Genomic DNA, 25637 nt, shown 5'->3' with positions numbered 1-25637 from the left:
AGTTTTACTATTGTAAACAAAAAAATAAGTTTATTTTTGTTGGACGATATTCGAATTGAAAATACAGTAATTATATTGGGTATTTTTTTTCATTATTCTATTTATAGAAAGTGAAAAAAACGGTTTTTTACGATTATAATAATTTCAATTCATATTACTAATATAATAGTTTTGAAAATCACATTTTTAGGTACAGGTACATCACAAGGAATTCCTATAATAGGAAGTGATCATCCTGTATGTTTGAGTAATAACCCTAAGGACAAAAGACTTCGTGTTTCAGTTTTAGTAGAATGGGAGAAGTATACTTTTGTTATAGATTGTGGTCCAGATTTTAGGCAACAAATGCTCAATGCTAAAGTTTCTAGAATAGATGGTATAATTTTTACACATGAGCATGCAGATCATACCATGGGCTTAGATGATATTCGACCGTTTTTTTTTAGACAAGGTGATATTCCATTGTATGCACATCAACGTGTTTTTAAAGCTTTAGAAAAACGTTTTGATTATATTTTTACAACCGAAAATAAATATCCAGGAGTTCCAAGTGTAACTAAAATTGAAGTTAAGAATGAACCTTTTTTAGCAGGAAACCTTAATGTTACTCCTATTGAGGGCTTACATTATAGGCTTCAGGTTTTTGGATATCGATTTCATAATTTCGCATATTTAACAGATATGAAAACGGTTGAAGATTCCGAAATTGAAAAACTTCAAAATTTAGATGTCTTAGTGGTAAATGCATTACGAATAAAGCCACATATGTCGCATTTTAATTTAGAAGAAGCACTCGAATTTATTAAAAAAGTAAAACCAAAGCGTACTTATCTAACACATATTAGTCATCTGTTAGGTTTTCATGATGACGTGCAACAAAAATTACCAGAAAACGTTTTTTTAGCTTACGATAACTTACAAATTACCATTTAGATATGAAGAACAAAATTTTAATGTACTTATTTATTTTTTCAGTATTGTTACTTATTTTTCAGTATGTAAATTCTAAAAACATCATTGACAAATACGAAAAAGATATTGTTACAATGAAGTCTAAGCTTTCAAAAAGTGAAAAAAAGATAGAAGCTTTAGAAGAACAAAATTTTGAACTCAATTATTTCAATATTGATAAAAATGAAGATGCTTTAACTTATTTTGAAGCTCAAGGTTACGATACAGAACAGTTAATACCTGCAATTTTGGATGGTCTTTATGATATGAACATATATGAAGGCGAAGAACACCCTATTGTACCTTATGTGTCTATGACAGATTCTAAATTATTAATTAATAAAGCTAGAATTTTAAATCACAAATGGATTATAGCCAACTTTACAGATGGCGAATTTTGGGGTGAAATTATTGTGTCTTACACTATTGATGAGAAGCACAATCTTAAATATGAATTGGTAGAGTATTTAATGTACCCTTCAATTAATTAATGTGTTTAGACAGCCAGTCTTTTAGATCATAGAAGTTTTGTGGCGCAACACCATGTCCTACAGGATATTCTGAATACTCACAATTAATATTTAAAGCTTTTAAAAACACTGGTGCTTTTTGAGCCCAATCTACAGGAATCACTTGGTCAACAGTACCGTGAGAACAGAAAAAGTTTAGATGTGAAACATCACTTTCGTCTATAGATTCTGGTAAAATATCTTCATTGATATAACCACTTAAGGCTATAATATTTTTAACTTTCTCAGGATAAGTTAATGCCACAGCATAGCTTAATATAGTACCTTGACTAAAACCTAATAAGGTTACATTTTTAGAATCAACAGCGTATGTGTTACAAGCATAATCAATAAATTCTGCTATTAAATTTACCGATTGTTTTGCCTGTTCATTATCACTCCATTTACCTTTGTCTGCATCAAAATTTATAGCATACCACGCATTTCCATAAGGTTGCATAACGTAAGGTGCTCGTAAAGAAATAATCATTAATTCTTCTGGCAATTCTGAAGCAAAGGAAAATAAATCATTTTCGTCACTTCCATAGCCATGGCACATTATTAAAAGTGGTGCGTTTTCTTTAAGAGAAGAAGGTCTTGTGATGTAGTGTAATTTCGACATAATTATTGTCCGATGGTATTAAAAATTTTTTGAAAAAAATCACCTAGTAGAGGTATCTTATTTAGCTTGCCTGTTATTGCGCCATATATGGCATAGAGGTATAACACAGAAAAGAAAATCCAAAAGGACATGCTAATCATCATACTGTCTAAACTACTGATAACAAATGCAATTAGAATGTAAGTAAAGCCTAATCCTAAACCTTGTCTAATATGGAAAGCCGTAAATGGATTTCGCTTGTCTTGGTTCATGAAAAAGGCAATTAAAGTACCAAACAACGTTAAATAGGCTACTAAACCTAAAGTTTTTCCTTCGTTTATAGTATTCTGATCCATTATTTTAAAACAATTTTGTTATTGGCAATAATCCCATAGGTTTCGCCTTTAAGTTTTAAGCCTAAAAACATACTATTTTTAGATCGTGACAAAATATGAGTAGTGTTAAATTTGTAAGTTGTATCTGGATTGAACAATGTTAAATCTGCCAATTCTCCTTCGTTTATAGACGTTTCAGAAACGCTAAATCTAGATTTACCTTGTGTTAAAAGACTAACGGCTTTTTTTGTGGTAAAGATGTTTTGTAAAGCTCCAAATGCAGATTCTAAGCCAATAGTTCCGTATTTAGCGTAATCGAATTCAATTTTTTTATGCTCAATGTCAATAGGATTGTGGTCTGTAGTCACCATATCAATTGTACCGTCTTTTAAGCCTTCAATTAAAGCATTGCAATCGGATTGTGTTCTTAGTGGTGGGAGCACTTTATAATTGGTGTCAAACTCTTGTAAAACATCGTCTGTAAATACTAAATTATGAATAGCAACACTACAAGTTACATTTAGTTTCTTTGCTTTAGCTGCTCTAATCAATTCTACCGATTTAGCAGTTGAAATTGTCGGAATATGAAGTTTACCTTCTGTATATTCTAATAAGAATAAATCTCTAGCCACTTGTAGTTCTTCCGCTAAAGCCGGATTTCCTTTTAAGCCTAACTTAGTACTATTAATATGTTCGTTTACGACACCAAGTCCAGAAATTTTGGATTCTTGAGGAAATGAACATACTAAACCATCAAAATTACTTGCGTATTGCAATGCAATTTTCATCAAATTTGGATTAGAAATTGGCTTTTGATAATCATAAAATCCAACAGCTCCAGCATTCGTCATATCAAACAACTCAGCTAAATCTTCACCTTTACTCATTTGCGTTAATGCTCCAATAGGATAGAGGCTAACGGCGTGGTCATTGGCTTTTGATTTTACTAATGTAATATCAGCATAACTATCTATTACAGGATTAGAATTGGCATTTAAAGCCACAGAAGTAAAGCCAGAATTTGCAGCCGTCTTTAAACCGTTGGTAATGGTTTCGCGTTCTTCGTAACCAGGTTCGCCAAAAGAGACACTACTGTCAAACCAACCTTGCGATATATGCAAGTTGTCTCGTTTTATTTCTTTGTAATTGTTGGGGTTGGCGATGTGTTTAGAGATCTTAGAAATACGACCTTTTTCAATTAAAATATCAACCGTTTCATTGTGAAAATCACTTTTAGAATCAACGATGGTTGCAGATTTTATGAGTGCGTTCATTTAAGATATTTTAGAAGTAACATTTCAATTATTAAAAATGCTAGTGCAAAAATAACAAACCATTTCCATAGCGCATTAACATTTGTACTACTTTTTATATTGTTAATTGTGTTTGCTAAACTGGATTCAATATTTGCGTTAGTTAAAGTATTTAAATCGTAATAACTGAGATTGCTTTCTAATCTGTTATAGTTGAAACTTAAATTTTGAAGTGTATTTTCTTTATTTTTTACACTTAAAATTCCAGCCGTATTCGGGAAGCCTTCCGTTTCTAAAACCACAGACTTACTGTAAGTTTTTTGAAGAGGGATTACAGAAGTATCTTCAGAATCTAAGGTTAAAATATCGTCTTGCCCAATGGTCGTTTGAATAGCAATTGAATTAGACTGACCAATAGTGTAGTATAATTTTGAAAATTTCAAACTCTGCAATCCCATATTATACAATACGGGAATTATTAATTGTGAATTATTAAAGTTTGAATTATCCGAATTTAAGGCAGAAGAAAAGGCATAAGTATTGGTGTTGCCAACTAAAAAAGGACTGCCATCTTCATAGGATAAAACATGATTTGAATTTGAAGAAAAGCGATACGATGTTTCAACTTTAGGATATTGAAAATTTGTAACTTTAGAGTAAAATGCATTTGCTAAAAGGGGATGGTTATAGTTAATGCTTGTAATACGCTTTTCATTTGTATTTTGATTAGAAAAATAATTAATATTTAAATCTTTAAATGCCTGGTTGTAAGTGTTTATGTCGATTTCGTTTGAAGGAATAATTACTAGTTTTCCACCATCGTTTTTAAAAGCGACTAAAGCTGTTTTTAAGGCATTTGAAATGGTGTTTAACTCATTAAGTATAATAAGGTTTTGATTAGGAATTAAATTAAAATTGAGTGCATTTAGTTTAAAGCTTTTATAGTCAAATTCATCATCTGTATAAATCCGATTTAAGAACGAATCATCGGCAGATTCATTAATGGCTAAAACTTTAATTTTTGGTTTAGAATTAATGTTAAAATAGAATGTGTTGTCATATTGTAAACCAGCATCATCAATCATTAATTTTCCATTAAGCACTTTATTATTAGGAATGGTAAATGTAGCTTCAGCTTCTTTGTCTATATCAATAGCACTTTTAGTTAGTAAAACATCATTATTAAATAAAGAAATAGTAACATTATCAATGGGTTTTGATTCGTTAGATAGTTTTACAATAAGATCTAAAGTTTCGGCTGTTGTATTAGAAACAAAAATACTATCGATGCTAATATTAGACACTAAAGTAGATTTTGGTTGCACCAATTTAAGTTGAATGGTAGAATCTGTTTCAAAATTTAAAAGATTTTCTTTTTGTTGAAAATCGGAAACCAAAACTAAATTTTTAGTGGCACCACCTTGATTTGAAAATAATTGCTTTCCTTTTAAATAAGCAGCATCATAATTAAGCTGTGTAGGAGAATGTGTTAGCTGGATTAAATCATTTTTTAAGGCTTTAACCGTAGTGTTTCTATAGGTTTTATTATTTGTAAATAAACTTATGGTTTCGTCTTCTGGTAACGTATTTATAACGTCTTGAATTGCTTCATTTAGTAAAGTTCCGTTACTGCCTTTAGCTTCCATGCTAAAAGAGTTGTCTAAATAGATAACGGTTTCTTGGGTTTCGTTAAAATCTTCTGTATTAGGGATAAAAGGTTGTGCGAATGCAAAAATTACACAAGCCAACAAGAGCATCCTCGTTAGCAAAGTTATCCACTTTTTAAGTTGCGAGCTTTTACGAGTTTGAAGTTTAACAGATTTTAAAAACTTAACATTGGTAAACTCAACTTTTTGAAAACGACGAAGTTGAAATAAATGTATAAGGATAGGAATAACCAGCAAAAATAAGGCGTAAAGTAATTCGGGATTTTTAAACTGCATTCTTTATTTTTTACAGACCTGTCAGGTTTTTAAAACCTGGCAGGTCTTTATGCTTCAAATATAGAAAATGCAAAACGATAAAGAGATTTTGATTTTGAGAATTTTAACAGAAAAAGAAATAATCAATCATAGATTGCATGTTTTGTTTTTTAAAATAACGAGTTATCTCTTCTTGAGCTTTAGTATTAGCAACGGTCACAATACTTTGAGGTTGCTTAAGTTTTGATAAATAATCAAAATTATAAAGTTCTTGGTCGTAAATATGTTTGCCTATTTTTTTAGGGTTATCGCAAATCCAATAAAATGGAATATTTTCCTTTAAAAGAATTTTGGCAAGTGTTTTTCCCTTGTGTCCTGCACCCCAAATTGTTAAAGGACGAGAAGCATCATAATTTAACTCTAAAAAATAGTGTACTTTAAGGTCTAAGAACGAATTTTCGGCATAATGCTCGTGCGTTCTAGATGTTCGTGTACTGTAATCTCGCCAATGGAGTAGGACATCATTACAAGGAATACAAGTATAACCCGCTTTATAAAACCGGAATGCCAAGTCGTAATCTTCTGGATAAATATTCAAATTAAATCCTCCACAAGCATCTAAATCATTACGATGAAGCATCCAACAAGGAGACGGAATAACACATTCTTTATAAATTTCAGAATAATTATTGCCTGTAACGGTCAATTTATTCAGCCATTGCTCGTAACGTGAAAACCCATCGCTTAATCCATCTGCTCTAAAGTATTTTACTTGTCCAACAGCTAAATGTTTTTTGCCATGCTTTTCAAGATTACTAACCATAACTTCAAGTCGGTTTGGCGTCATTATATCGTCGCTATCCATTCTTGTAATATAATTTCCAGAGCTGTGTTTGTAAGCTGTTCTTAAAGCTTCTATAATGCCGTTACCCTCACTTTTATAAAGTTGTATTCTCGTATTTTTTTTGGTATAATTTTTAACAATGTTATAAGAGTTATCATTAGAGTTGTCATCAACAAAAATAGCTTCCCAGTTGGAGTAGGATTGCTTCAGAATTGTGTCTAAACATTCAGAGATAAATACTTCTGTGTTTTTAAAAGGAACTAAAATGCTAACTAATGGTTTCAACATATTGCGAATTTAACAAAACCTTTAGGTTTTTAACAGTAACAGATAGTAGATTTGTGCGTCTAAAAAAATAAAAGTATAAACATGAAGAATTATTTAGCCATTCTTGGCTTGAGTGTCGTTTTAGTAGGCTGTGGATCTGCAAAACCAACAGTAGATGATTTGGCAATAAGCAATCCTATTGAAACTGTTCTAGATTTAACAGCTGTAAATAATGATAGAGTCCCAGTGACCATTAATCCCGGTCGCTTTACCACTGAAACTGTAACATACAGATTGCCAAGAGTAGTGCAAGGAACCTATTCTGTAAGTGATTTTGGTAAATATGTAGACGATTTTAAAGCTTTAGATTACGACGGAAATGAGTTAACAGTAACTAAAGTTGATGATAACACATGGACAATTGCTGAGGCAACTAAATTAGATAAACTTCAATACTATGTTAACGATACATTTGATATTGAAACCAATGGTGGAATAGGTGGAGAGCAGCCGTTTTCTCCTGCAGGAACAAATATAGAAGAAGATAATTATGTTTTAAATCTTCATGGATTTATAGGTTATTTCGATTCTTTAAAGAACAGTCAATATGCTTTGGATGTTACAGCACCTGCAACTTTTAAAAGAACATCTGCTTTAGAAAATAAAGGGATGAAATCTAGTGCAGATGGTACAGCTATAACGAGTAGTTATTTTGCACAACGTTATTTTGATATTACAGATAACCCAATGATGTATGGTAATTTGGATGTTGAAGAATTTATGGTTGGAGATATTAAAATTGTTTTAAGTCTTTATTCTCCTACAGGTAAACACACTGCGGCTAGTTTAAAAGAGACGGTTTATAAAATGATGGAAGCTCAAAAAAACTATTTAGGAGATGTAAATACGACTCCGCGTTATGATATTTATGTGTATTTATCTAAAGGGGACGAAACATCTCCAAAAGGTTTTGGTGCCTTAGAACATCACACCTCTACAGTTGCTGTTTTTAGTGAAAATAGTTCTTTAGAAGGACTTAAAGCCTCAATCATTGATGTTGTTGCTCACGAGTTCTTTCATATTGTAACACCATTATCTGTACATTCTGAAGATATACATTATTTTGATTATAATAAACCAACATTCTCTAAGCATTTGTGGATGTACGAAGGTGTAACAGAATATTTTGCACAACATTTTCAAGTGTATGAAGGTTTGTCAGATGAAGCTACTTTTTATAATACTATGATGTCAAAAATAGCGACATCTACACAGCATTTAGATGATGCCATGAGTTTTACCATTATGAGTGAAAATGTTTTAGACGAACCTTATGCGTCTCAATATTATAATGTATATATGAAAGGTGCGTTAATAGGAATGTGTATTGATATTTTAATGAGAAAGGAAAGTGATGGAAATAGAAGTATGTTATCTTTAATGAAAGAATTATCTGCAAAATATGGTAAAGAAAAACCTTTTGTAGATGATAACCTTATTGCTGAAATTACTGCAATGACTTATCCAAGCGTTGGTGAATTCTTAAAAACACATGTCGAAGGTGATGTGCCAATTAATTACAATGAATTTTTTGAGATGGTTGGTTTAACAAAAGGTGAAACTCAAGTTGAAACTAATTATATTTTTGCTGGTGGACAGAATATTATTTTTGATGGAGACCAGGAGAAAGGCACTATTTTCTTTTCACCGATGGCATTAAAGAACTCGTTTTGGAAATCGCAAGGAGTTCAGGCAGGCGACGTGATTAAAAAAGTTAATGGAACAGATTTAACTTTAGCTAATGCGCAACAAATTATTGGTGGTATGTTTGGATGGAAAGAAGGTCAGGAAATTACAATGAATTTAGAACGTGATGGTAAGCCTGTTGAAATTAAAACAACCTTGACTAAAGCATATGCTGCAGACGAATCTATTGTTGAAGATGAAAATGCAACAGAGGCTCAAAAAGCATTAAGAGCAGCTTGGTTAAAAGGCTAACTTAGTATAATTAAGATAACAAAAAAGGCTTCCATATTAGGAAGCCTTTTTTGTTGTTTTTTAACTTATTCCGTTTAATACCTTAAACGATTTAATATTTAGCCGATTTGCCTTTAGAAAGTGAATGCTCAATAAACTCACGTAAATCGTCATTAGCTTTAATTAAATCCTCATTTCGCAAATACATCATGTGTCCACTTCTGTAGCCTTTAAATGAAAACCGATCTTTCATTTTTCCACTAGGATCAATTTGCCATTGAGAATATTTAGCGGCAAAATAGGTTGTAGCTCCATCGTAATATCCAGATTGGGTCAACACTTTTAAATAAGGGTTTTGTGCCATAGCTTGACGTAAATCATCTCTAGTGTTATCATTAGAATCATCCCAACGCCCTGTATTGCCAAAAACGTTATATTTTACGTCTGTTTTAAAGCCTAATTCATTCTGAATATAATAATTTATAGCAGGTGTAAAAGAATGTAACCAAGAAGTGAGTTCAGCATTGTAATCAGGACTGGTGCCTGTTTCTACCTTATCTATTCCAATATATCTAGAATCTAGTCGTCCTATGGTTTCTCCGGTTTTATCACGAAGTAGTTCTTTCCAGAAAAAACGTGTTGGGACATCTAAATTTTGTTGTAAGATTACTTTTTCAGATAAACCAGAATACTTACTCATTTGTTTAGCGATGGCTTGTTTTTCTGCATCTAAAATAAAGCCACCTTTTGCAATAGCAGGCATTAAATCATTAATTGCAAAATGTTCTACTTCGGGAAATATTTCTAACAAATCTTTACGCTGAAGCTCAGGGCTAAGCATTTTATGGTACCAAGCAGCTGCTGTGTAATACGGTAAATTTAAACTAGAAGATAATGGTCCTCCAACTCTTAAAACTTTATAGTCTGCAGGAGATACCATGATGACACCATTTAAATACATCCATTGTCTATTCTGTAACTCTAAGGATAACCCCATAACACGCGTGCCTCCATAACTTTCACCAATAATATATTTAGGGGATTGCCATCTGTTTTGCCTTGTTGTAAAAGTATTCATCCAACTTGCTAAATATTTTATATCTGCATTAATACCAAAAAACAATTTGTTATCAGGCATTTTACCATCTTTATCTGCTACTTTTCTAGAATAACCTGTATTTACAGGGTTTATAAATACAATATCTGCAACGTCTAAAATAGAATTAGGGTTGTCTTTTACTCCATAAGGTTGTATTGGGTAGCCCTCACCATCAATATTAAGAACTTTTGGTCCCGTATAAGCAATGTGCATCCAAAGTGAAGCAGATCCTGGACCTCCATTAAACGAATAAATGATAGGTCTGTCATTTCCTTTTGGATCATTGGTACGTTTGTAATAGGTGTAGTAAAGTGATGCAATTATTTTACCATTGTTATCCCAAACAGGTTGAAACCCTGTTTCAGCTTTGTAATTAATTTGTTTTCCTTTAATCGTAACAGAATGGTTGGTAACGTATGCAGTATCTGTTGGGATTTTTAAGTCTTGAGAAAAGCTAATGGTAAAACTAAGACACAAAAGGATAATAAGACGGTTTTTCATATGGATTGGAATTTAGTTGAAAAGTTTAAAGATACTAAAATGAACCTTGAATTTGGAATGCTTTTAATATGCCTAAACTAAAAGTGTATCTATGGTATATGTAAAAACAGTTTAACCATTGTAAACCTGGTTTTCTTGCTCAGCAACACGAATAAACGTTGTACGTTTGGTTAACTCTTTTAAACGTTCTGCGCCAACATAGGTGCAAGTACTACGTAAGCCTCCTAAAATATCTTGTAAAGTAGCTTTAACGTCACCTTTGTAAGGAACTTCTACAGTTTTGCCTTCACTAGCTCTGTATTCTGCAACACCTCCAACATATTTATCCATAGCAGTAGAAGAACTCATGCCGTAAAATTGTTTGAATTGCTCACCGTTTCGTGATATAAGTTCACCTCCACTTTCGGTATGGCCAGCAAACATACCTCCAAGCATTACAAAATCGGCTCCAGCTCCAAATGCTTTAGCAACATCACCAGGTGTGGCACAGCCACCATCGCTAATAATTTGTCCGCCTAAGCCATGAGCTGCGTCGGCACATTCAATAATTGCAGATAACTGAGGATAACCAACTCCTGTCTTAACACGTGTGGTGCATACGCTACCAGGACCAATACCAACCTTTACAATATCTGCACCAGAGAGCAGTAATTGTTCTACCATTTCGCCAGTAACAACATTGCCTGCTATAATTACTTTATCAGGATATTGTTCTCGTGTTTGTTGTAAAAATTCCACAAAATGCTCAGAGTAACCATTAGCAACATCTATACATATAAATTTTAACTCTGGGTGATTTTCAAATACTGTTTTCAGTTTTTTAGAATCCTCTTTTCCCGTTCCTGTACTTATAGCGATATAGTTGACAATATCTTTGGGAGCTGTATTAAAAAAAGTATGCCATTGTTGGGTAGAGTAGTGTTTGTGTATTGCTGTGAATAGTTTTTGTTGAGATAAAACTAGAGCCATTTCAAAAGTGCCCACAGTATCCATATTTGCAGCCATTATAGGTATACCAGCCCAAGTTGATTTGCTATTTAAAAAAGTAAAATTGCGCTCTAACGTGACTTGAGATCTGCTTTTTAATGTAGAACGTTTTGGACGAATCATGACATCTTTAAAGCCTAATTTTATATCGTGTTCTATATGCATCTTCGAGGAATATTTGGTTATATCCAAAAATACAAGTTCTTTGAAAAAGGAAGTTTAGAATTGTGTTTGTCTTACAATGTTTTATTAACAATTGTTTATAGTAAGGTCTTGATGTAGAGCACCTGTCAAATGATTTTATAGACGTAATGTTGTATTCTACAGTTGTTTTTTTTGAATAGTTTCTAGGTTTAAAAGCCTTCAAAAACACCTAGCCCAAATAAGGCAAAATCATATTTTACAGGATCTTTAGGGTCTAATTTTCGTAAGGCTTTATCCAATTGGGCTAAAGCTTTACCATCATTTTGTTTACGATTAAGAAGTTTTAATTTACGAGCCACGTTACCAGAATGTACGTCTAAAGGACAGCTTAACTGTGAAGGAGATAAGGATTTCCAAATTCCAAAATCTACTCCAGCATTATCGTTTCTTATCATCCAGCGTAAAAACATGTTAATACGTTTTGCGGCTGAGTTTTTAAGAGGATCACTAACATGTTTTTGTGTGCGTTCTAAATGCGGAACTTCGAAGAATACTTTTTTGAACTGATGAATACTGTTTTGAAGCGAATCTTTTTCAGCATACTTCAAAAACAGGGCTTCTAAGCCATTATGGTTTTTGTATATGTGTTGTAAGCTTTCAACAAACTGCATAAAATCATTCCCATTAAATGTACGGTGAACAAAAGGCTTTAAACGCTCTAAATCGGTGTCTTGGTGTTGAGTGATGAACTCAAAAGGGGAGTGATCTAGCAAATCCATCATCTTATTTGCATTTTTAATGATGCTTTTTCTATTTCCCCAAGCAATAGTTGCTGTTAAAAATGCTGCAATTTCAATATCTTCTTTTTTAGAAAATTGATGTGGAATTTGAATAGGATCGCTATCAATAAATTTAGGATTGTTGTAGAGGACTACCTTTTCATCAAGGAATTCTTTTAGTTCTGATTTTTTAAGCTTCAAGGAGGTGAGTAATTTTAAAATTAAAAATAAAGTAATTAATTTTATATACGTAAAACTACGTATTGTTTTTTTATGTTTGCTTAATTACTTTTGATGATATTTTAAGACTTAATGTTTTCTCGTGACTTTTCGTCTTAATGGTAATTATGTGATTCTCTTGTTATTATGTTAAATAAAAAATCGAAGTCTCGAATAGAGTGGGTAGATACAGCTAAAGCCATTGGAATGTTTTTGGTTTTTTATGGACATTTTGTTAAAAACCTATATTCTGAAACTAATGATATTGCTTTTCTGCAGCACAAGTATATTTATGCATTTCATATGCCTTTGTTCTTCTTTATCTCGGGATTTTATTTTAAACCAGTTACGAGTTTTAGTTTAAAATTTAAACAGCTTTTTCTTAGACGATTACTACCAGTATTTGCTTTTGCATTATTGTCATTACCACTATGGTTGATTTATAATTTTATTAGTTATGATAGTCTAAAGTTAGGAACTATTGTAAAACAAATATTGAGTTACGGTAGAGGTAATCCACAATTAAATATTATTACATGGTTTTTAGTGTGCTTATTTGTTGCAGAGGTTATAATCGCTGCAATTACGACTATATTTAAAAAACCATTTGCATTGTTTATTATTGGGCTTGTGTTTCTTGTGAGTGGTGTTATAATTAGTAATAGAATAGAACAATTTTCGGCTTTAACAGGTGTTGATAAAAATGTGTGGTTTATTCATACTGCAATAATTGCAATTGGTTTTTATCTATTAGGATATGTGATATACCCATATATAAATAAGCTTGTGAATACGGCTAAATGGGCATTTATACCATTAGTATTCGTAGGTTTTGTAGGGTTGTTTTTTACTTATAATATTAATAGTCCTTTTGAGGGGTTTAATGTTAATATGATTTATGCTCAGTATGGAAGTTTATTGTGGTTTTTAATTTCATCGTTTTTAGGGATACTTGGTATTATTAGTTTATCTATAATATTGAAATCTAATAAAGTATTTGATTTTATTGGAAAAAACACACTTATTTTAATTGGTCTAAATGGTGTTTTTTATGCGTTTCTTAATAAATTCTTAGGTAGTTTATATCCAGATAATGGCATATGGTGGCAAATTACAGGTTATGCATTAGTTATTTCAATACTATCTTTATTGGTGTGTTATCCAATAATAAATGCGTTAAATAAGTATGTTCCGCAATTATTTGGAAGACCAAGGCAAGAAGGACCATTACTTCCAAATTTAGAAGCTATAAATTGGAGAGCGTTTTTTAGAAAAAAACTAAGACAATAAGCGCCTCAACAGATACTATCAATTAAAGGAGATTAAATATTATTTAATAGCAATCATGCTAATCTCAACATTAACAAACTTTGGTAAATTAGCTACTTCAACAGTTTCTCTTGCAGGAGCAGTTGCTTCTTCAAAATATTCACCGTAAACCTTATTTATTTGTTTAAAGTTATTCATGTCACTAATAAATATTGATGACTTAATTACGTTTTTAAACGTCATGTCTGCAGCTGCTAAAACGGCTTTCATGTTTTCCATAACTTGTCTGGTTTCGGTTTTAATATCATCTAAAACCAATTCCATAGTATCAGGATCTAAGGCTATTTGACCAGAGGTATATAATGTGTTCCCTGTTAATACGGCTTGATTATATGGTCCTATTGGTGCAGGTGCTTTGGTAGTGTTTATTATTTTTTTCATTTTATACTAAACTTACTTCAATATTTTTTTTAGAAACTGAAATCTTATTAAAGGTTGAACAATAATTCAAATTTAATGTTTTTTATAAGAATAAAATTGCTGCGGTTATAAAAAAAATAAGCTATACAATGGTTAAAAAAATGTAAGAAGCATTTTAATTAATAATGGGTATTATACCTTTTTTTTGTAGCTTAAAATGAGTTGTTTAAGTGTTTAAAGTTGTTGGTCAGGCCTTTTACGTTGGTCGTATTTTAAATCTTTAAGTAAACTAGATTTAATACCTATAAAGAAATTCCATGAGCTACGATCACTAAAAGGGATCCAAGAAAAATTCATACGCCAACTTAATAAGTCACGTTCAAAACGCAATTGAGTGTATGTAAATCCTTTGTTTAAGAAATCATAACCAGAAGAGGCTCCAACACTCCAGCGTGGAGATAAATCTACATCGCCAGAAAACATTAACGAATGTGAAGATATTTTGTCTTCACGTCTTGTATTAGTATAGTTAGCAGAGTAGGCTAATCTAAGACTCCATGGCATCTTATAGTTGTAGAATTCATTATCTTCTTCCTTATCGTCTTTGTTTTTATCTCTATCTGAAAGGCGTTGGTCTGCAAAATCTTGGGATTTTCCAAATAAATCATCTGTTCGTCCTCCAGAACGAGCAGACTCTTGGGCAGAGGCTTTGTCACTGTCAGACTCAGTACCAGAAAAACTATCATTAGATAAGGTATAGCTCATGTTTACATTAGCAGAGGTTAGTCTAAATAAACTTCCGCCATTGTCAATATTAAATGTGTTAATAACATTGTTGTTACTGTCTAAAGCATAGGGGTTAAGTGTCATCCCAAAGTTAATACTCATTTTTTTGTTTAAAATTTGAGTACCACCACTTACACGAACCGGACTCCATTTTAGTGAGTCTGCGGCAATGTCATAATCTGTTGAAAAGTTAAGATTATTTAATATAAATATTTTTTCAGGTTCTGTTTTTGTAGAATCCTTAGCACGTATCTTAGCTTCAAGATTATTGCCTAAAGAAAGACCAACACGACTAGAGTAAGTGTTTCCTGGCCTCCCATATAAGGAGTTTTCAAATCTTGTATATTCTACTTGGTCTGTTGTTGTTCCGTCTGCATCTATGACGTCGTAAGTCTCGTAATATTGGTTAAAAGCCGGACTAATAGAGTAGCTTATAGAAGGTCGCATGACATGACGGATTGCTTTTAGCTTTTTATCCTCACCTTCTTCTTCAAAATTATACATACCATAAATCGTAGTTCCAACACTAGCACCAACATTATATGTTAAAAAACGGTCAAAACCATTTTGGTCTATAGATACAGCCTTTTCTAAAGATTGATCGTAGATTTTTTTTACGGTTTTAAGGGTCCAATTTTCTTCAAAATTAGCATTAGCACTAACACTAAAATGATTAAATACTTTAAAATTTGTAGTGACAGGTATGCTATGTTTTATTCCTGTTATGGCATCATCAAACATTTCGCTTTTACCAAATATAGTATCGTTGGTTTTAATACTGTATTCTCCTCTGGTGTTTAATTGAAAGTTAATGTTGTGAATAGCTCCTTTTTTTGTTCCAGTTTTGGGTGCGAAAGGATAAATTCTACCCATAGAAACCTGCATGGTTGGCAATGTTAAATCAATGTCTCCTGTATTAGTGTTTTGTCTATGCGTAGCTGTTAGACTAACGTTTACTTGAGGGTCACCTTGTAGTGTTTTAGAATAAGATACAGAAGAAGCAAGTGTGTTATTTAAAAAACTAGATTGGTTTAATTGATTTATAGATTCTTGGAAATAAGAGCTACTTCCTAAGTTAACAGATGCAGAAAAACGCGAATTCGGGTTTGCTTTTGTGTCTTGACTATGCGACCATCTAATATTGTAAACCGTACTTTTACTAAAGTCTGGGAATCCACGTTCGCTACTCAATAAGTTTTCGTATCTAAAACTTACATTACCTCTGTATTTGTAACGCATTGCATAGTTGTTTTCCACACGCAAACCATAACTACCATTAGTGTAGTAATCTCCAAGAACAGCTAAATCTAAATAATCGCTAATAGCAAAATAATAACCACCATTTTGTAGGTTGTAACCTCTATTATTGTCTTCGCCAAAAGAAGGAAATATAATACCAGAGGTTTGTTTTTTTGTCATCGGAAAAAAGGCAAAAGGTAAGGCTATAGGTGTTGGTACACCATAAATTTCCATGTAAGTAGGACCAACAATTACTTTTTTGTTAGGTACCATTTTCATTTTAGAAGTTACAAACTGGTATTCAGGATCCTCCTCATCTTCGGCTGTTGTAAAGCGTGCATTAGCCATAAAATAAGTAGAGTCATTTTCCTTTTTTGTTTTTGGGGAATAGACTTTAAAACCTTGTTGTTCAGTTCTAGAGTTAAAAACTAGAGCTTTTTTAGATTCGGTATTAAAAACAATGGAGTCTGGTTCAATAATATTTTCTCCTTGCTTAAATACAGGACGTTGTGAATAGCCGGTTGAGTCCTTTATACGACCAGCATACACCAAATTTTTACTATAATCAATTACTATAACGCCAGACTTAATTTCCATGTCTTGGTACAACACTTCGGCTTCATTATATAGATATATTTTTTTTTGCTTTTGATTTAAAGAGACATAGTCCTTAGCTTTATACTTTACCGCATCAGTTAAAAAGCTTTCCTTTTTTGTAGAATCTTTTTTAGTAGAGTCAATCTCTCTTATATTTATAAGTGGCTTAACAATAGAATCTATGACTATTGTTGTAGAGTCCTTGCGTTGCTCAGCAGGAATTGAGCCGTTCTTTTTAGGTAATTCCTGGGCGAAGCTAAAAGTGTTGATAAACACTGTAAAACTCAAGGTAAAAAGTATGTAAAAGCTATTTGTACGCAATCCTTTTAAATGTATTTTTGTAAAAGTATGGCTCGGTTTTTGAAACGCCAAAAGTACAGTTATTTTTTTGTGATTAAATTATTAAAATCATAAAGTTGAAAAATACTCGGTAACAAATAGTAATGTATAATAAACCGAGAAAATAAAACGTTAAAATTAAATATGCAAACGAAGCAAAATCCCCTAATAGTATTTTTAGGCCTTTTATTTATAACTACTTTAACATCTTTCACGGCTTTAAATGCGCAAGATAATAAGTTTGTAGTGGTTTTAGATGCAGGTCATGGAGGGCATGACTCTGGTAATGTTGGAAATGGACATAGTGAAAAAAATATTGCACTAAAAGTAACTTTAGAAGTAGGAAAAGAGTTAGAGAAAAATCCAGATATAAAAGTCATCTATACACGTAAAACTGATGTTTTTGTTGAGTTACACGAACGTGCTAACATCGCCAACAAAGCCGATGCAGACTTATTTGTGTCTATACATTGTAATGCGCATAGCTCACAAGCTAGTGGAACAGAAACATTTGTATTAGGAGAAAAGAATACAGGGCGTAATTTTGATGTAGCAAAACGTGAGAACGAAGTAATTTTTCTAGAAGATAACTACGAAGAAAATTATGCGGGGTTTGATCCTAGCTCTCCAGAATCTACTATAGCTATTGGCATTGAACAAGAAGTATATGTAGAGCAGAGTATTGTTTTAGCTCGAAAAATTGAAGATAATTTTATTCATAAAGCTAAGCGTAAGAGTAGAGGGTTAAAGCAAGCAAGTTTATTGGTTATTCGTAATACATATATGCCAAGTGTATTGGTAGAAGTTGGTTTTTTAACCAATAAAAGTGAAGGAAGCTACCTTAATACTAAGGCTGGACAAACTAAAATGGCAACTGCAATTAAAACAGCTATTCTAGAATATAAAAAAGAACTTGACCAAAATGTTGGTAGCCATATCTTTGTTGGAGAGCAAACCGAAACAAAGGTCGATGAAGTTATTACTCCTAGAGTTATAGAAGGTGTAACATTTAAAGTACAAATAGCTGCAAGTTCTAGAGAATTAGAGGCAAAATCGTATAATTTTAAGGGGCTTGATGAAATTTCGAGAGAAAAAATAGGGAATATTTATAAATATTACAGCGGAAATACTTCCGATTATAATAAGATTATTCAACTCCAAGAAGACGCTAAAAAGAGTTATTCAGGCGCATTTATTGTAGCATTCAAAGGAGGTAAAAGAATTAGTATGACAGAAGCCTTAAAATCTGCTTCTAATTAGAAACATTATTAATATATTTATTCCTAATTTTGTTTTAAACCAAAGTAAAGCCCATTGAAAGTCTCAAGAGAAGTTAAAACAGCCATATTAGTCTTATCTGGTATCGCTCTTTTTATATATTTATTTTCATATTTAAAAGGTGAAGATTTATTTTCTAATACCCAAACCTATTATACAGAGTTTAATTATAATGCCTTAAGTGCATCCTCTCCTGTTACTGTTAAAGGAAATAAGATAGGCAAAATTGAAGATATTTCTTATGATTTTGATTCTGGTAAAACCCGTGTGTCTTTTTCGGTTAATCCTAAATTAAAATTTTCTAAAAACAGTAAAATTAGATTGTATCCAACAGGTTTAATGGGCGGCAATGCCTTAGCTATAATTGATGCTGCTGATGGAGAAATGGCACAAGCAGGTGATTTTATTCAGTCAGAGGTAAAAGAAGGCTTAATCACTTCTTTAGGTGATGATTTTTCGGATATTAGTAAAGATTTAGGAACAACACTGCGTTCTACAGATACTTTAGTTGGGAACTTAAATACCTTGGTGACTGATGAGTCTGAAGAGGGTTTAAAACAAACTATAGCAGAACTCAACGCAACATTAAAGTCGTTTAAGAGTGTCGCATTTTCTGCGAACAACCTTATAAAAGCAAATGACGAAAAATTAACGTCAGTATTAGATAATTTTGATAAAACCAGTGCAGAATTAGCTATTTTAATCAAAGATCTTAATGAAGTAAAACTTTCTAATACCATTAAGAATGCAGATGAAATGCTTTTAAAATTTAATCAGTTAGCAGCTGGCTTGGAAGCAGGGAAAGGTTCTATGGGTAAATTGTTAAAAGACGATGCTCTTTATGATAATCTAGAAAAGGCATCTAAAGAATTAGAATTATTACTTTTAGATATTAAATTACATCCTGCGAGATACAGACGTATTTTATCCAAAAAGGAAATTCCTTATGAGGCGCCAACGCAAGAGCAATTAAATAATAATTAGACCTTTCTAAGATATGGAATACTTACCAAATATCATTTTTGCCATAATTTTAATTTCAGGTATCGGCTATTTTGCAAGCAACGTAAAAAAGCTAATTCGTAATATTAAATTAGGACATAAAGTAGATGCTAATGATAATAAATCTGAGCGCTGGAAAAACGTTATTAATATCGCTTTAGGCCAAAGTAAATTGGTAAAAAGACCTGTTTCTGGGTTTCTTCATGCCATTGTTTATGTTGGTTTTATTATTATCAATATTGAAGTTTTAGAAATCATTATCGATGGGCTTTTTGGAACACATAGAATAGGTTTATCTGTTTTACCAGAATCTGTATATGGGTTTTTAATTGGATCGTTTGAAGTTTTAGCGGTTTTAGTTTTAGTGTCTGTAATAGTGTTTTGGATACGAAGAAACGTTATTAAAATAAAACGATTCCTAAGTTCAGAAATGAAAGGTTGGCCAAAGAGTGATGGTAATATTATTCTTTATTTTGAAGTGGTTTTAATGTGTTTATTCTTAATAATGAACGCTACAGATACTACATTTCAGAATATTGAAGCAGGAAATGTAATTTCACAATTCATTGCACCATGGTTCAACGGTCTTTCAGAAGGTACACTTTCTGTTATAGAAAGATCTGCTTGGTGGTTACACGTTGTAGGTATTCTAATATTCTTAAACTATTTATACTTTTCAAAACATTTACATATTCTTTTAGCATTTCCTAATGTGTACTTTGGGAAAGTGGTACCAAAAGGAAAGTTTAATAATTTAGAAGCTGTTACTGCGGAGGTAAAATTAATGATGGATCCAGATGCCGATCCCTACGCCGTACCTCCTGAAACTTCTGAGGATGAAGTACCTGCTAAATTTGGTGCAAGTGATGTCATGGATTTGAGTCAGGTGCAGCTGCTTAATGCATATACATGTACAGAGTGTGGGCGTTGTACAAGTGAGTGTCCTGCAAACCTTACAGGAAAAAAATTATCTCCTCGTAAGATTATGATGGATACGCGAGATCGATTAGAAGAAGTTGGTAAAAATATAGATGCGAATAACGGCGAATTTAAAGACGATGGTAAACAACTTTTAGGAGATTATATTACAAACGAAGAGCTTTGGGCTTGTACAACTTGTAATGCTTGTGTAGAAGCTTGTCCAGTTAGCATAGATCCGTTATCAATTATTATAGAAATGCGTCGCTATTTAGTTATGGAGCAAAGTGCTGCACCAATGGAATTGAATACCATGATGACTAATATAGAAAATAACGGTGCACCTTGGCCTTACAACCAAATGGATCGTTTAAATTGGAAAGACGAAAATTAAAAATAGTTTAAAGGTTTAATACAATTTATGATTGCTAACACTTTTTTTAAGTAAAACCCAAAAACGATTAAATTTAATAGAATGAGCGAGCAACTTAATGTGCCAACTATGGCAGAAATGATGGCAGAAGGCAAGCAACCAGAAATTTTATTTTGGGTTGGTTCTGCTGGAAGTTACGATGATAGAGCAAAGAAAATAACAAGAGCTTTCGTGAAAATTCTAAATAAAGCAAACGTAAATTTTGCTGTATTAGGAACTGAAGAAAGTAATACTGGTGATGTCGCTAAGCGTGCGGGCAATGAGTTTTTATTTCAGATGCAAGCGGTTATGAATATTGAAGTTTTAAACGCTTACGACGTAAAACGTATTGTGACATGTGATCCTCATTCCTTTAATTGTATCAAAAACGAATATCCAGGTCTTGGTGGTAACTATGAGGTTATTCATCATACACAATATATAGAAGAACTTATTAAATCCGGTCGCTTAACATTAGATGGCAATACCTATAAAGGTAAGCGTATTACTTTTCACGACCCTTGTTATTTAGGAAGAGCTAATAGCGTTTATGACGCACCAAGAGATGTACTAAAAAAAACCAATGCAACTTTAATAGAAATGAAGCGACATAAAGGAACTGCTTTATGTTGTGGAGCAGGAGGGGCGCAAATGTTTAAAGATGCAGAACCAGGAAATAAGGAAATTAATATTCTTAGAACAGAAGATGCTTTAGAAACCCAACCAGAAATTATTGCCACTGGTTGTCCGTATTGTAATACCATGATGACAGATGGTGTAAAGTTTAAAGAAAAAGAAGCTGACATAAAGGTGATGGATATTGCTGAGTTAATTGCTAATGCATAAAACAATAAAGTTGTGGGAAACAATATTGAAAAACTACCGTTAAAAAAGAGGGGTATTTCAGGTATTGGCACTGGTTTGTTATATGCTTCATTAATGGCAGGTTTAGATTATTTTACAGACCAACCATTTTCTTTGCTAAAGTTTCTATTTAATGCTTTCTTTTTTGGACTTGTAATGAGTTATGCCTTTAGGTATAAAATCACAAAAAAGAAAGATTTATAATATGTTTAAACAATGAACTTCACAAATCTTCAAATTCAAACAGAGCAATTACCTAAAGTTGAGGATGTCGTTTTAAAACCCATTTCAAAATCATACCTAAAGATTATTCTGCTAAATAAATTAGCTCTTTATACAGGGTTAATAGGATTAGTATTTGGTTTAAAATATATTATTGAGAAAAAAGAAGAGGTTCAACTTAATTTATGGTACATGCTATCTGCTGTAGTGGTGTTCTGTATTTTTAATTTCATAGTTAGTTTATTAGCATTTAAAAAGCGAAAATACGCTATGCGAGAACACGATGTTGTATATGCTAAAGGATTGCTGGTGCATTCTATAACTACAGTTCCTATATCTAGAATCCAACACGTAGAAGAATCTCGAAGTTGGTTAGCAAGACATTTTGGTTTAGCTACACTTAAAATATTTACAGCAGGAGAAGCTGGTAGCGACTTAAGCATTAAAGGGTTACCGTATATTGAAGCCAAGCAGATAAAAGAAATAATTAGCGACAAGGTTAATGGAAACAACTGATTTTTCGCAACCTATAAGGCAGTCTTCTAAAGGTATTATTATCATTTTTGCATTTAATGCTTTTTCATTTTTTAAAAAGTTTTTTGTGCTTTTTATAGCATTTGGTGTTTCTATAATGCGTAGAAAATCTTTTGGTGGTATAACACCAACAATGATGCTATTAGCTTTGTTGGGAGTTCTAATTATTATATTAGTTATTGCCATTTTAAAATATCTTAATTTCAAGTTTCATCTTAGTAAAGATGATTTTCATTTGGCAACCGGAATTATAAATAAAGACAATACTATTATTCCAAAGTCTAAAATCCAGAATGTATACATAAAACAAAATTTTCTACAACAAATTATAAATGTAGTCTCTGTTAAAATTGAGACAGCAGGCGATAAAAAGTCTGAAATTGAAATTAGCGCCCTAGATAAGCCAACAGCGTTATTGTTAAAGAAAAAGTTGTTCAATAAAGCCAATGTTGAAAATGAACATGCAGAGCAAATAGACACTATTGAAGCATCAGAAGTATTCTTTAAAGTTACACCTAAACGTTTGTTATTAGAAGGTATATCTCAAAATCACTTTAAGAGCTTTTTACTGATACTAACTTTTGCTTATGGGATATATAGTGAATTCAAAGACTTTTTAAAAGATTTAGAATTAGAAAAACACGTTGAAGGTTTAGTGAAATTAGACGAAGACACAATTTTAAATCTAATAATCACTAATGTGGTAATTATTCTTGTGGTTGTATTGTTTTCATTTTTATTCTCAATAGTTACAACGTTTATCATCAATTTTAATCTCGAAGTTGTTGAGCATCAAAAAACGATAGAAATTAACAAAGGACTTTTTAATAAAGTATCCCTGAGTTTAACACCAAGCCGTATTCAGAATTTGGTTATTAAAACCAATCGCGTAAAGCAATATTTTAACTTGCATAGCTTATCTGTAAAGCAAGCGATGGTAAATGCTAAGCAACAAAAGAATTTTAAAATTGTTGCTTTAGAAAAAGAACAGCTTAATTATCTTATAAATAAACTATTAATAAATTATAATAACGAAGGAGAAGTTGCCAAACCAAGACCTTACTTTATACGAATTTCTGTACTAGAAATGTTAGCTTTTGGAATTGTAATTAATGCTTTGTCTCTATTTTTATTTGGTATAGAGATGTTGTGGATTAATGTTGTCTTTGTACCTTTTGCAGTGTTATATGTTTATTTTGCGTACAAGAAAGCCTATTATAAAATTTCAGATAATTTTTTAACTATAGGAAGTGGTGTAATTGATACGACCACAAATATTCTCGAAATTCATAAAATACAAGAAGTTGAATTAAAACAAACACTGTTTCAGCAGCGAAGTGACATTGCTTCTCTGGTTATTTCAACAGCATCAAAATCGGTTACTATTCCTTATGTTTCAAAACTAGAGGCTTTATCTATTTATAATTTCTTGTTATATAAGGTAGAATCTCAGGATAGAGATTGGATGTAAAATCGTATTTTTGCATTCAGAAATAAGAGAAATTTATGCTAGTCGATTTTAATACCTTACCAGAAGAATCCAGAGTTTGGATTTACCAAGCTAATCGTTCGTTTTCAGAAGAAGAACTAGAGCAATTAAAAAGCCAATTAGATACATTTATTGAAGCTTGGACAGCACATGGAAAAGATCTAAAAGCGGGTTATAAATTAGTTTATAAACGATTTATCGTTATTGCTATGGACCAAAGTTTGAATAGTGCAACAGGTTGTTCAATTGATGCGTCTGTCAATTTTATTCAACAATTAGAGCAGCAATACAATGTAGATTTAATGGATAAAATGAATGTATCTTACAAACAAGGAGAATTCATTGCGTATAAACCATTAGCGGACTTCAAAAAAATGGCACAGCAAAAAGCCGTGTCTAAGAATACTATTGTTTTTAATAATCTAGTAACTAATATTGCTGAGTTTAATGAAAACTGGGAAGTTCCAGCAAGTGAAAGTTGGCATAATAGATTTATTAAATAACACTTTGTCTAAAAAACTTTTATATTTCAGATAGAATAGTCACTTTTACGTTCTACAAAAACGACAAACTTTAAATTGTGGCTACAGACATTTTTTTATTAAATATTTCAGGACAAGATAAACCGGGTTTAACATCATCTCTTACTAGTGTTTTAGCAGAATATGATGCTAAAATTTTAGATATTGGTCAAGCTAATATTCATGATACCTTATCCTTAGGAATCATGTTTGAAATAAAATCAGGTAAAAAATCGTCAGCAGTTCTTAAAGATTTATTGTTTAAGGCCTACGAACTAGGCATCAAAGCGAAATTCAAACCAATATCGCTTGAAGATTATGAGAACTGGGTAAATCAACAAGGTAAAGATCGTTATATCATAACTATTTTAGGCGAAAAATTGGCTGCAGAACAAATCTCTGAAGTCACTAAAATAATTTCTGAAAAGAATTTAAATATCGATTCGATAAAACGATTAACAGGGCGTTTATCTCTCGTTAAAAAAGAAGAATACCCAAGAGCATCCATTCAGCTATCCATTAGAGGAAAAATAGGCGATAAGACCGATTTTACTCAGAAATTTATGGAAATTTCAAGAGAATTGGATGCTGATATAGCTTTCCAAGAAGATAATATTTTTAGAAGAAACAGACGTTTGGTTTGTTTTGATATGGATTCAACTTTAATTCAAACCGAAGTTATTGATGAACTAGCAGAATTAGCAGGAGTAGGTGACGAGGTAAAAGCCATTACAGAATCTGCGATGCAAGGCGAAATAGATTTTAACGAAAGCTTTAAAAGACGAATGAAACTCTTAGAAGGTTTAAGTGAAACTGTTTTGCAAGAAGTTGCCGAACGTTTACCAATTACAAAAGGAGCTAAACGTCTAATAGACACATTACACTATTACGGTTTTAAAACCGCTATATTATCAGGTGGTTTTACTTATTTTGGACACTACCTTCAGAAAAAATTAGATATCGATTATGTGTTTGCTAACCAGTTAGAAATTAAAGATGGAGTTTTAACAGGAGGGTATTTAGGAGACATTGTTGATGGAAGAAAAAAAGCGGAATATTTACAACAATTAGCAGATGAAATGGGAATTGATATCAGTCAAACTATAGCTGTTGGTGATGGAGCAAATGATTTGCAAATGCTTAACCTTGCAGGTTTAGGAATTGCGTTTCATGCCAAACCAAAAGTAAAAGACAGTGCACAAAGTTCTATTTCTAGTATAGGATTAGATGGTGTGTTGTATTTGTTGGGTTATCATGATCGTCAAATTGATTTGCTTTCTTAATTTTTAAAAATTAAAATGTTTATCGCCTAGTTTATAAAACTATCTTAAAGTCTTTTTACTTACTGCTAAATATGCT

23 protein-coding genes are annotated in these 25637 nt (G+C 32.0%); 13 read left to right on the top strand and 10 right to left on the bottom strand.

The window, feature by feature from the left end:
- Positions 1 to 171 precede the first annotated feature (171 nt).
- Positions 172 to 933, top strand: coding sequence for an MBL fold metallo-hydrolase (locus ABD730_RS10365; RefSeq protein WP_334466361.1), 762 nt, complete (start codon positions 172 to 174; stop codon positions 931 to 933).
- 2 nt (positions 934 to 935) lie between these two features.
- Positions 936 to 1442: a hydrolase gene (locus tag ABD730_RS10360; protein WP_252723646.1), complete on the top strand. Its 507-nt coding sequence runs from the start codon at positions 936 to 938 to the stop codon at positions 1440 to 1442.
- Here ABD730_RS10360 and ABD730_RS10355 read toward each other — a convergent pair.
- From ABD730_RS10355 to ABD730_RS10335, 5 genes are all read right to left on the bottom strand, one after another.
- Complete coding sequence (locus tag ABD730_RS10355; protein ID WP_344714397.1) at positions 1435 to 2082, bottom strand: alpha/beta hydrolase; 648 nt, start codon at positions 2080 to 2082, stop codon at positions 1435 to 1437. The genes ABD730_RS10360 and ABD730_RS10355 overlap by 8 nt on opposite strands.
- Before the next feature lie 2 nt (positions 2083 to 2084).
- Positions 2085 to 2417, bottom strand: coding sequence for a hypothetical protein (locus tag ABD730_RS10350; protein WP_215925871.1), 333 nt, complete (start codon positions 2415 to 2417; stop codon positions 2085 to 2087).
- Positions 2417 to 3670, bottom strand: a complete 1254-nt coding sequence (locus ABD730_RS10345) for a dihydroorotase (protein WP_344714395.1) — start codon at positions 3668 to 3670, stop codon at positions 2417 to 2419. The genes ABD730_RS10350 and ABD730_RS10345 overlap by 1 nt, the downstream gene beginning before the upstream one ends.
- The gene (locus ABD730_RS10340) at positions 3667 to 5592 is read right to left on the bottom strand and encodes a BatA domain-containing protein (RefSeq protein WP_344714393.1); all 1926 of its coding nucleotides are present in this window, start codon (positions 5590 to 5592) and stop codon (positions 3667 to 3669) included. Before ABD730_RS10340 ends, ABD730_RS10345 begins: the two co-directional genes overlap by 4 nt.
- 103 nt (positions 5593 to 5695) lie before the next feature.
- Complete coding sequence (locus ABD730_RS10335; RefSeq protein WP_334466349.1) at positions 5696 to 6703, bottom strand: glycosyltransferase family 2 protein; 1008 nt, start codon at positions 6701 to 6703, stop codon at positions 5696 to 5698.
- 81 nt (positions 6704 to 6784) lie between these two features.
- On the opposite strand from ABD730_RS10335, the gene ABD730_RS10330 reads away from it, so the two are divergent.
- Positions 6785 to 8680: a M61 family metallopeptidase gene (locus ABD730_RS10330; RefSeq protein WP_334466346.1), complete on the top strand. Its 1896-nt coding sequence runs from the start codon at positions 6785 to 6787 to the stop codon at positions 8678 to 8680.
- 91 nt (positions 8681 to 8771) lie between these two features.
- Here the strand turns inward: ABD730_RS10330 and ABD730_RS10325 are convergent, their stop codons facing one another.
- The 3 genes from ABD730_RS10325 to ABD730_RS10315 all read right to left on the bottom strand — a co-directional run bounded on the left by ABD730_RS10325 (position 8772) and on the right by ABD730_RS10315 (position 12370).
- Entirely contained in the window at positions 8772 to 10259 is a 1488-nt protein-coding gene (locus ABD730_RS10325; protein WP_344714390.1) for a S10 family peptidase, read from the bottom strand.
- Between the two features lie 111 nt (positions 10260 to 10370).
- On the bottom strand, positions 10371 to 11411 hold the full coding sequence (locus ABD730_RS10320; protein ID WP_344714388.1) for a GMP reductase: 1041 nt from the start codon (positions 11409 to 11411) through the stop codon (positions 10371 to 10373).
- Positions 11412 to 11599: 188 nt separating this feature from the next.
- Positions 11600 to 12370: a TIGR02757 family protein gene (locus tag ABD730_RS10315; RefSeq protein WP_344714386.1), complete on the bottom strand. Its 771-nt coding sequence runs from the start codon at positions 12368 to 12370 to the stop codon at positions 11600 to 11602.
- Positions 12371 to 12535: 165 nt separating this feature from the next.
- On the opposite strand from ABD730_RS10315, the gene ABD730_RS10310 reads away from it, so the two are divergent.
- A complete protein-coding gene (locus tag ABD730_RS10310; RefSeq protein ID WP_344714384.1) occupies positions 12536 to 13678 on the top strand; it encodes an acyltransferase family protein in 1143 nt (380 codons plus the stop codon).
- A 39-nt stretch (positions 13679 to 13717) separates the two neighbouring features.
- Here the strand turns inward: ABD730_RS10310 and ABD730_RS10305 are convergent, their stop codons facing one another.
- Together ABD730_RS10305 and ABD730_RS10300 are read right to left on the bottom strand one after the other, a co-directional pair.
- Entirely contained in the window at positions 13718 to 14098 is a 381-nt protein-coding gene (locus ABD730_RS10305) for a Rid family detoxifying hydrolase (RefSeq protein ID WP_344714382.1), read from the bottom strand.
- A gap of 213 nt (positions 14099 to 14311) precedes the next feature.
- Entirely contained in the window at positions 14312 to 17071 is a 2760-nt protein-coding gene (locus ABD730_RS10300) for a putative LPS assembly protein LptD (protein ID WP_334466329.1), read from the bottom strand.
- 111 nt (positions 17072 to 17182) lie between these two features.
- Between ABD730_RS10300 and ABD730_RS10295 the strand changes: the two genes are divergently transcribed.
- The 9 genes from ABD730_RS10295 (at position 17183) to serB (ending at position 25561) form a co-directional block, all read left to right on the top strand.
- Complete coding sequence (locus ABD730_RS10295) at positions 17183 to 18298, top strand: N-acetylmuramoyl-L-alanine amidase (protein ID WP_334466326.1); 1116 nt, start codon at positions 17183 to 17185, stop codon at positions 18296 to 18298.
- A gap of 54 nt (positions 18299 to 18352) precedes the next feature.
- Positions 18353 to 19300: an MlaD family protein gene (locus ABD730_RS10290; protein WP_344714379.1), complete on the top strand. Its 948-nt coding sequence runs from the start codon at positions 18353 to 18355 to the stop codon at positions 19298 to 19300.
- A 13-nt stretch (positions 19301 to 19313) separates the two neighbouring features.
- Positions 19314 to 20630, top strand: coding sequence for a 4Fe-4S dicluster domain-containing protein (locus tag ABD730_RS10285; protein ID WP_334466320.1), 1317 nt, complete (start codon positions 19314 to 19316; stop codon positions 20628 to 20630).
- Positions 20631 to 20711: 81 nt separating this feature from the next.
- Positions 20712 to 21494, top strand: coding sequence for a (Fe-S)-binding protein (locus ABD730_RS10280; RefSeq protein WP_215925856.1), 783 nt, complete (start codon positions 20712 to 20714; stop codon positions 21492 to 21494).
- 12 nt (positions 21495 to 21506) lie between these two features.
- Positions 21507 to 21716, top strand: coding sequence for a hypothetical protein (locus ABD730_RS10275; protein ID WP_344714377.1), 210 nt, complete (start codon positions 21507 to 21509; stop codon positions 21714 to 21716).
- Positions 21717 to 21728: 12 nt separating this feature from the next.
- On the top strand, positions 21729 to 22250 hold the full coding sequence (locus ABD730_RS10270; RefSeq protein ID WP_334466313.1) for a PH domain-containing protein: 522 nt from the start codon (positions 21729 to 21731) through the stop codon (positions 22248 to 22250).
- Positions 22237 to 23739, top strand: coding sequence for a PH domain-containing protein (locus ABD730_RS10265; protein WP_344714374.1), 1503 nt, complete (start codon positions 22237 to 22239; stop codon positions 23737 to 23739). The genes ABD730_RS10270 and ABD730_RS10265 overlap by 14 nt, the downstream gene beginning before the upstream one ends.
- 35 nt (positions 23740 to 23774) lie before the next feature.
- Positions 23775 to 24260, top strand: coding sequence for an ABC transporter ATPase (locus tag ABD730_RS10260; RefSeq protein WP_344714372.1), 486 nt, complete (start codon positions 23775 to 23777; stop codon positions 24258 to 24260).
- Positions 24261 to 24337: 77 nt separating this feature from the next.
- Positions 24338 to 25561 (top strand): phosphoserine phosphatase SerB, encoded by a 1224-nt coding sequence (serB, locus tag ABD730_RS10255; protein WP_344714370.1) that lies wholly within the window; start codon positions 24338 to 24340, stop codon positions 25559 to 25561.
- The last annotated feature ends 76 nt before the right edge of the window (positions 25562 to 25637 follow it).

This window comes from Winogradskyella damuponensis, from assembly GCF_039538385.1.
Taxonomy (GTDB): domain Bacteria; phylum Bacteroidota; class Bacteroidia; order Flavobacteriales; family Flavobacteriaceae; genus Winogradskyella; species Winogradskyella damuponensis.
Note: the sequence above shows the minus strand (reverse complement) of the source record. Positions and strands in the feature narration are given on the sequence as shown.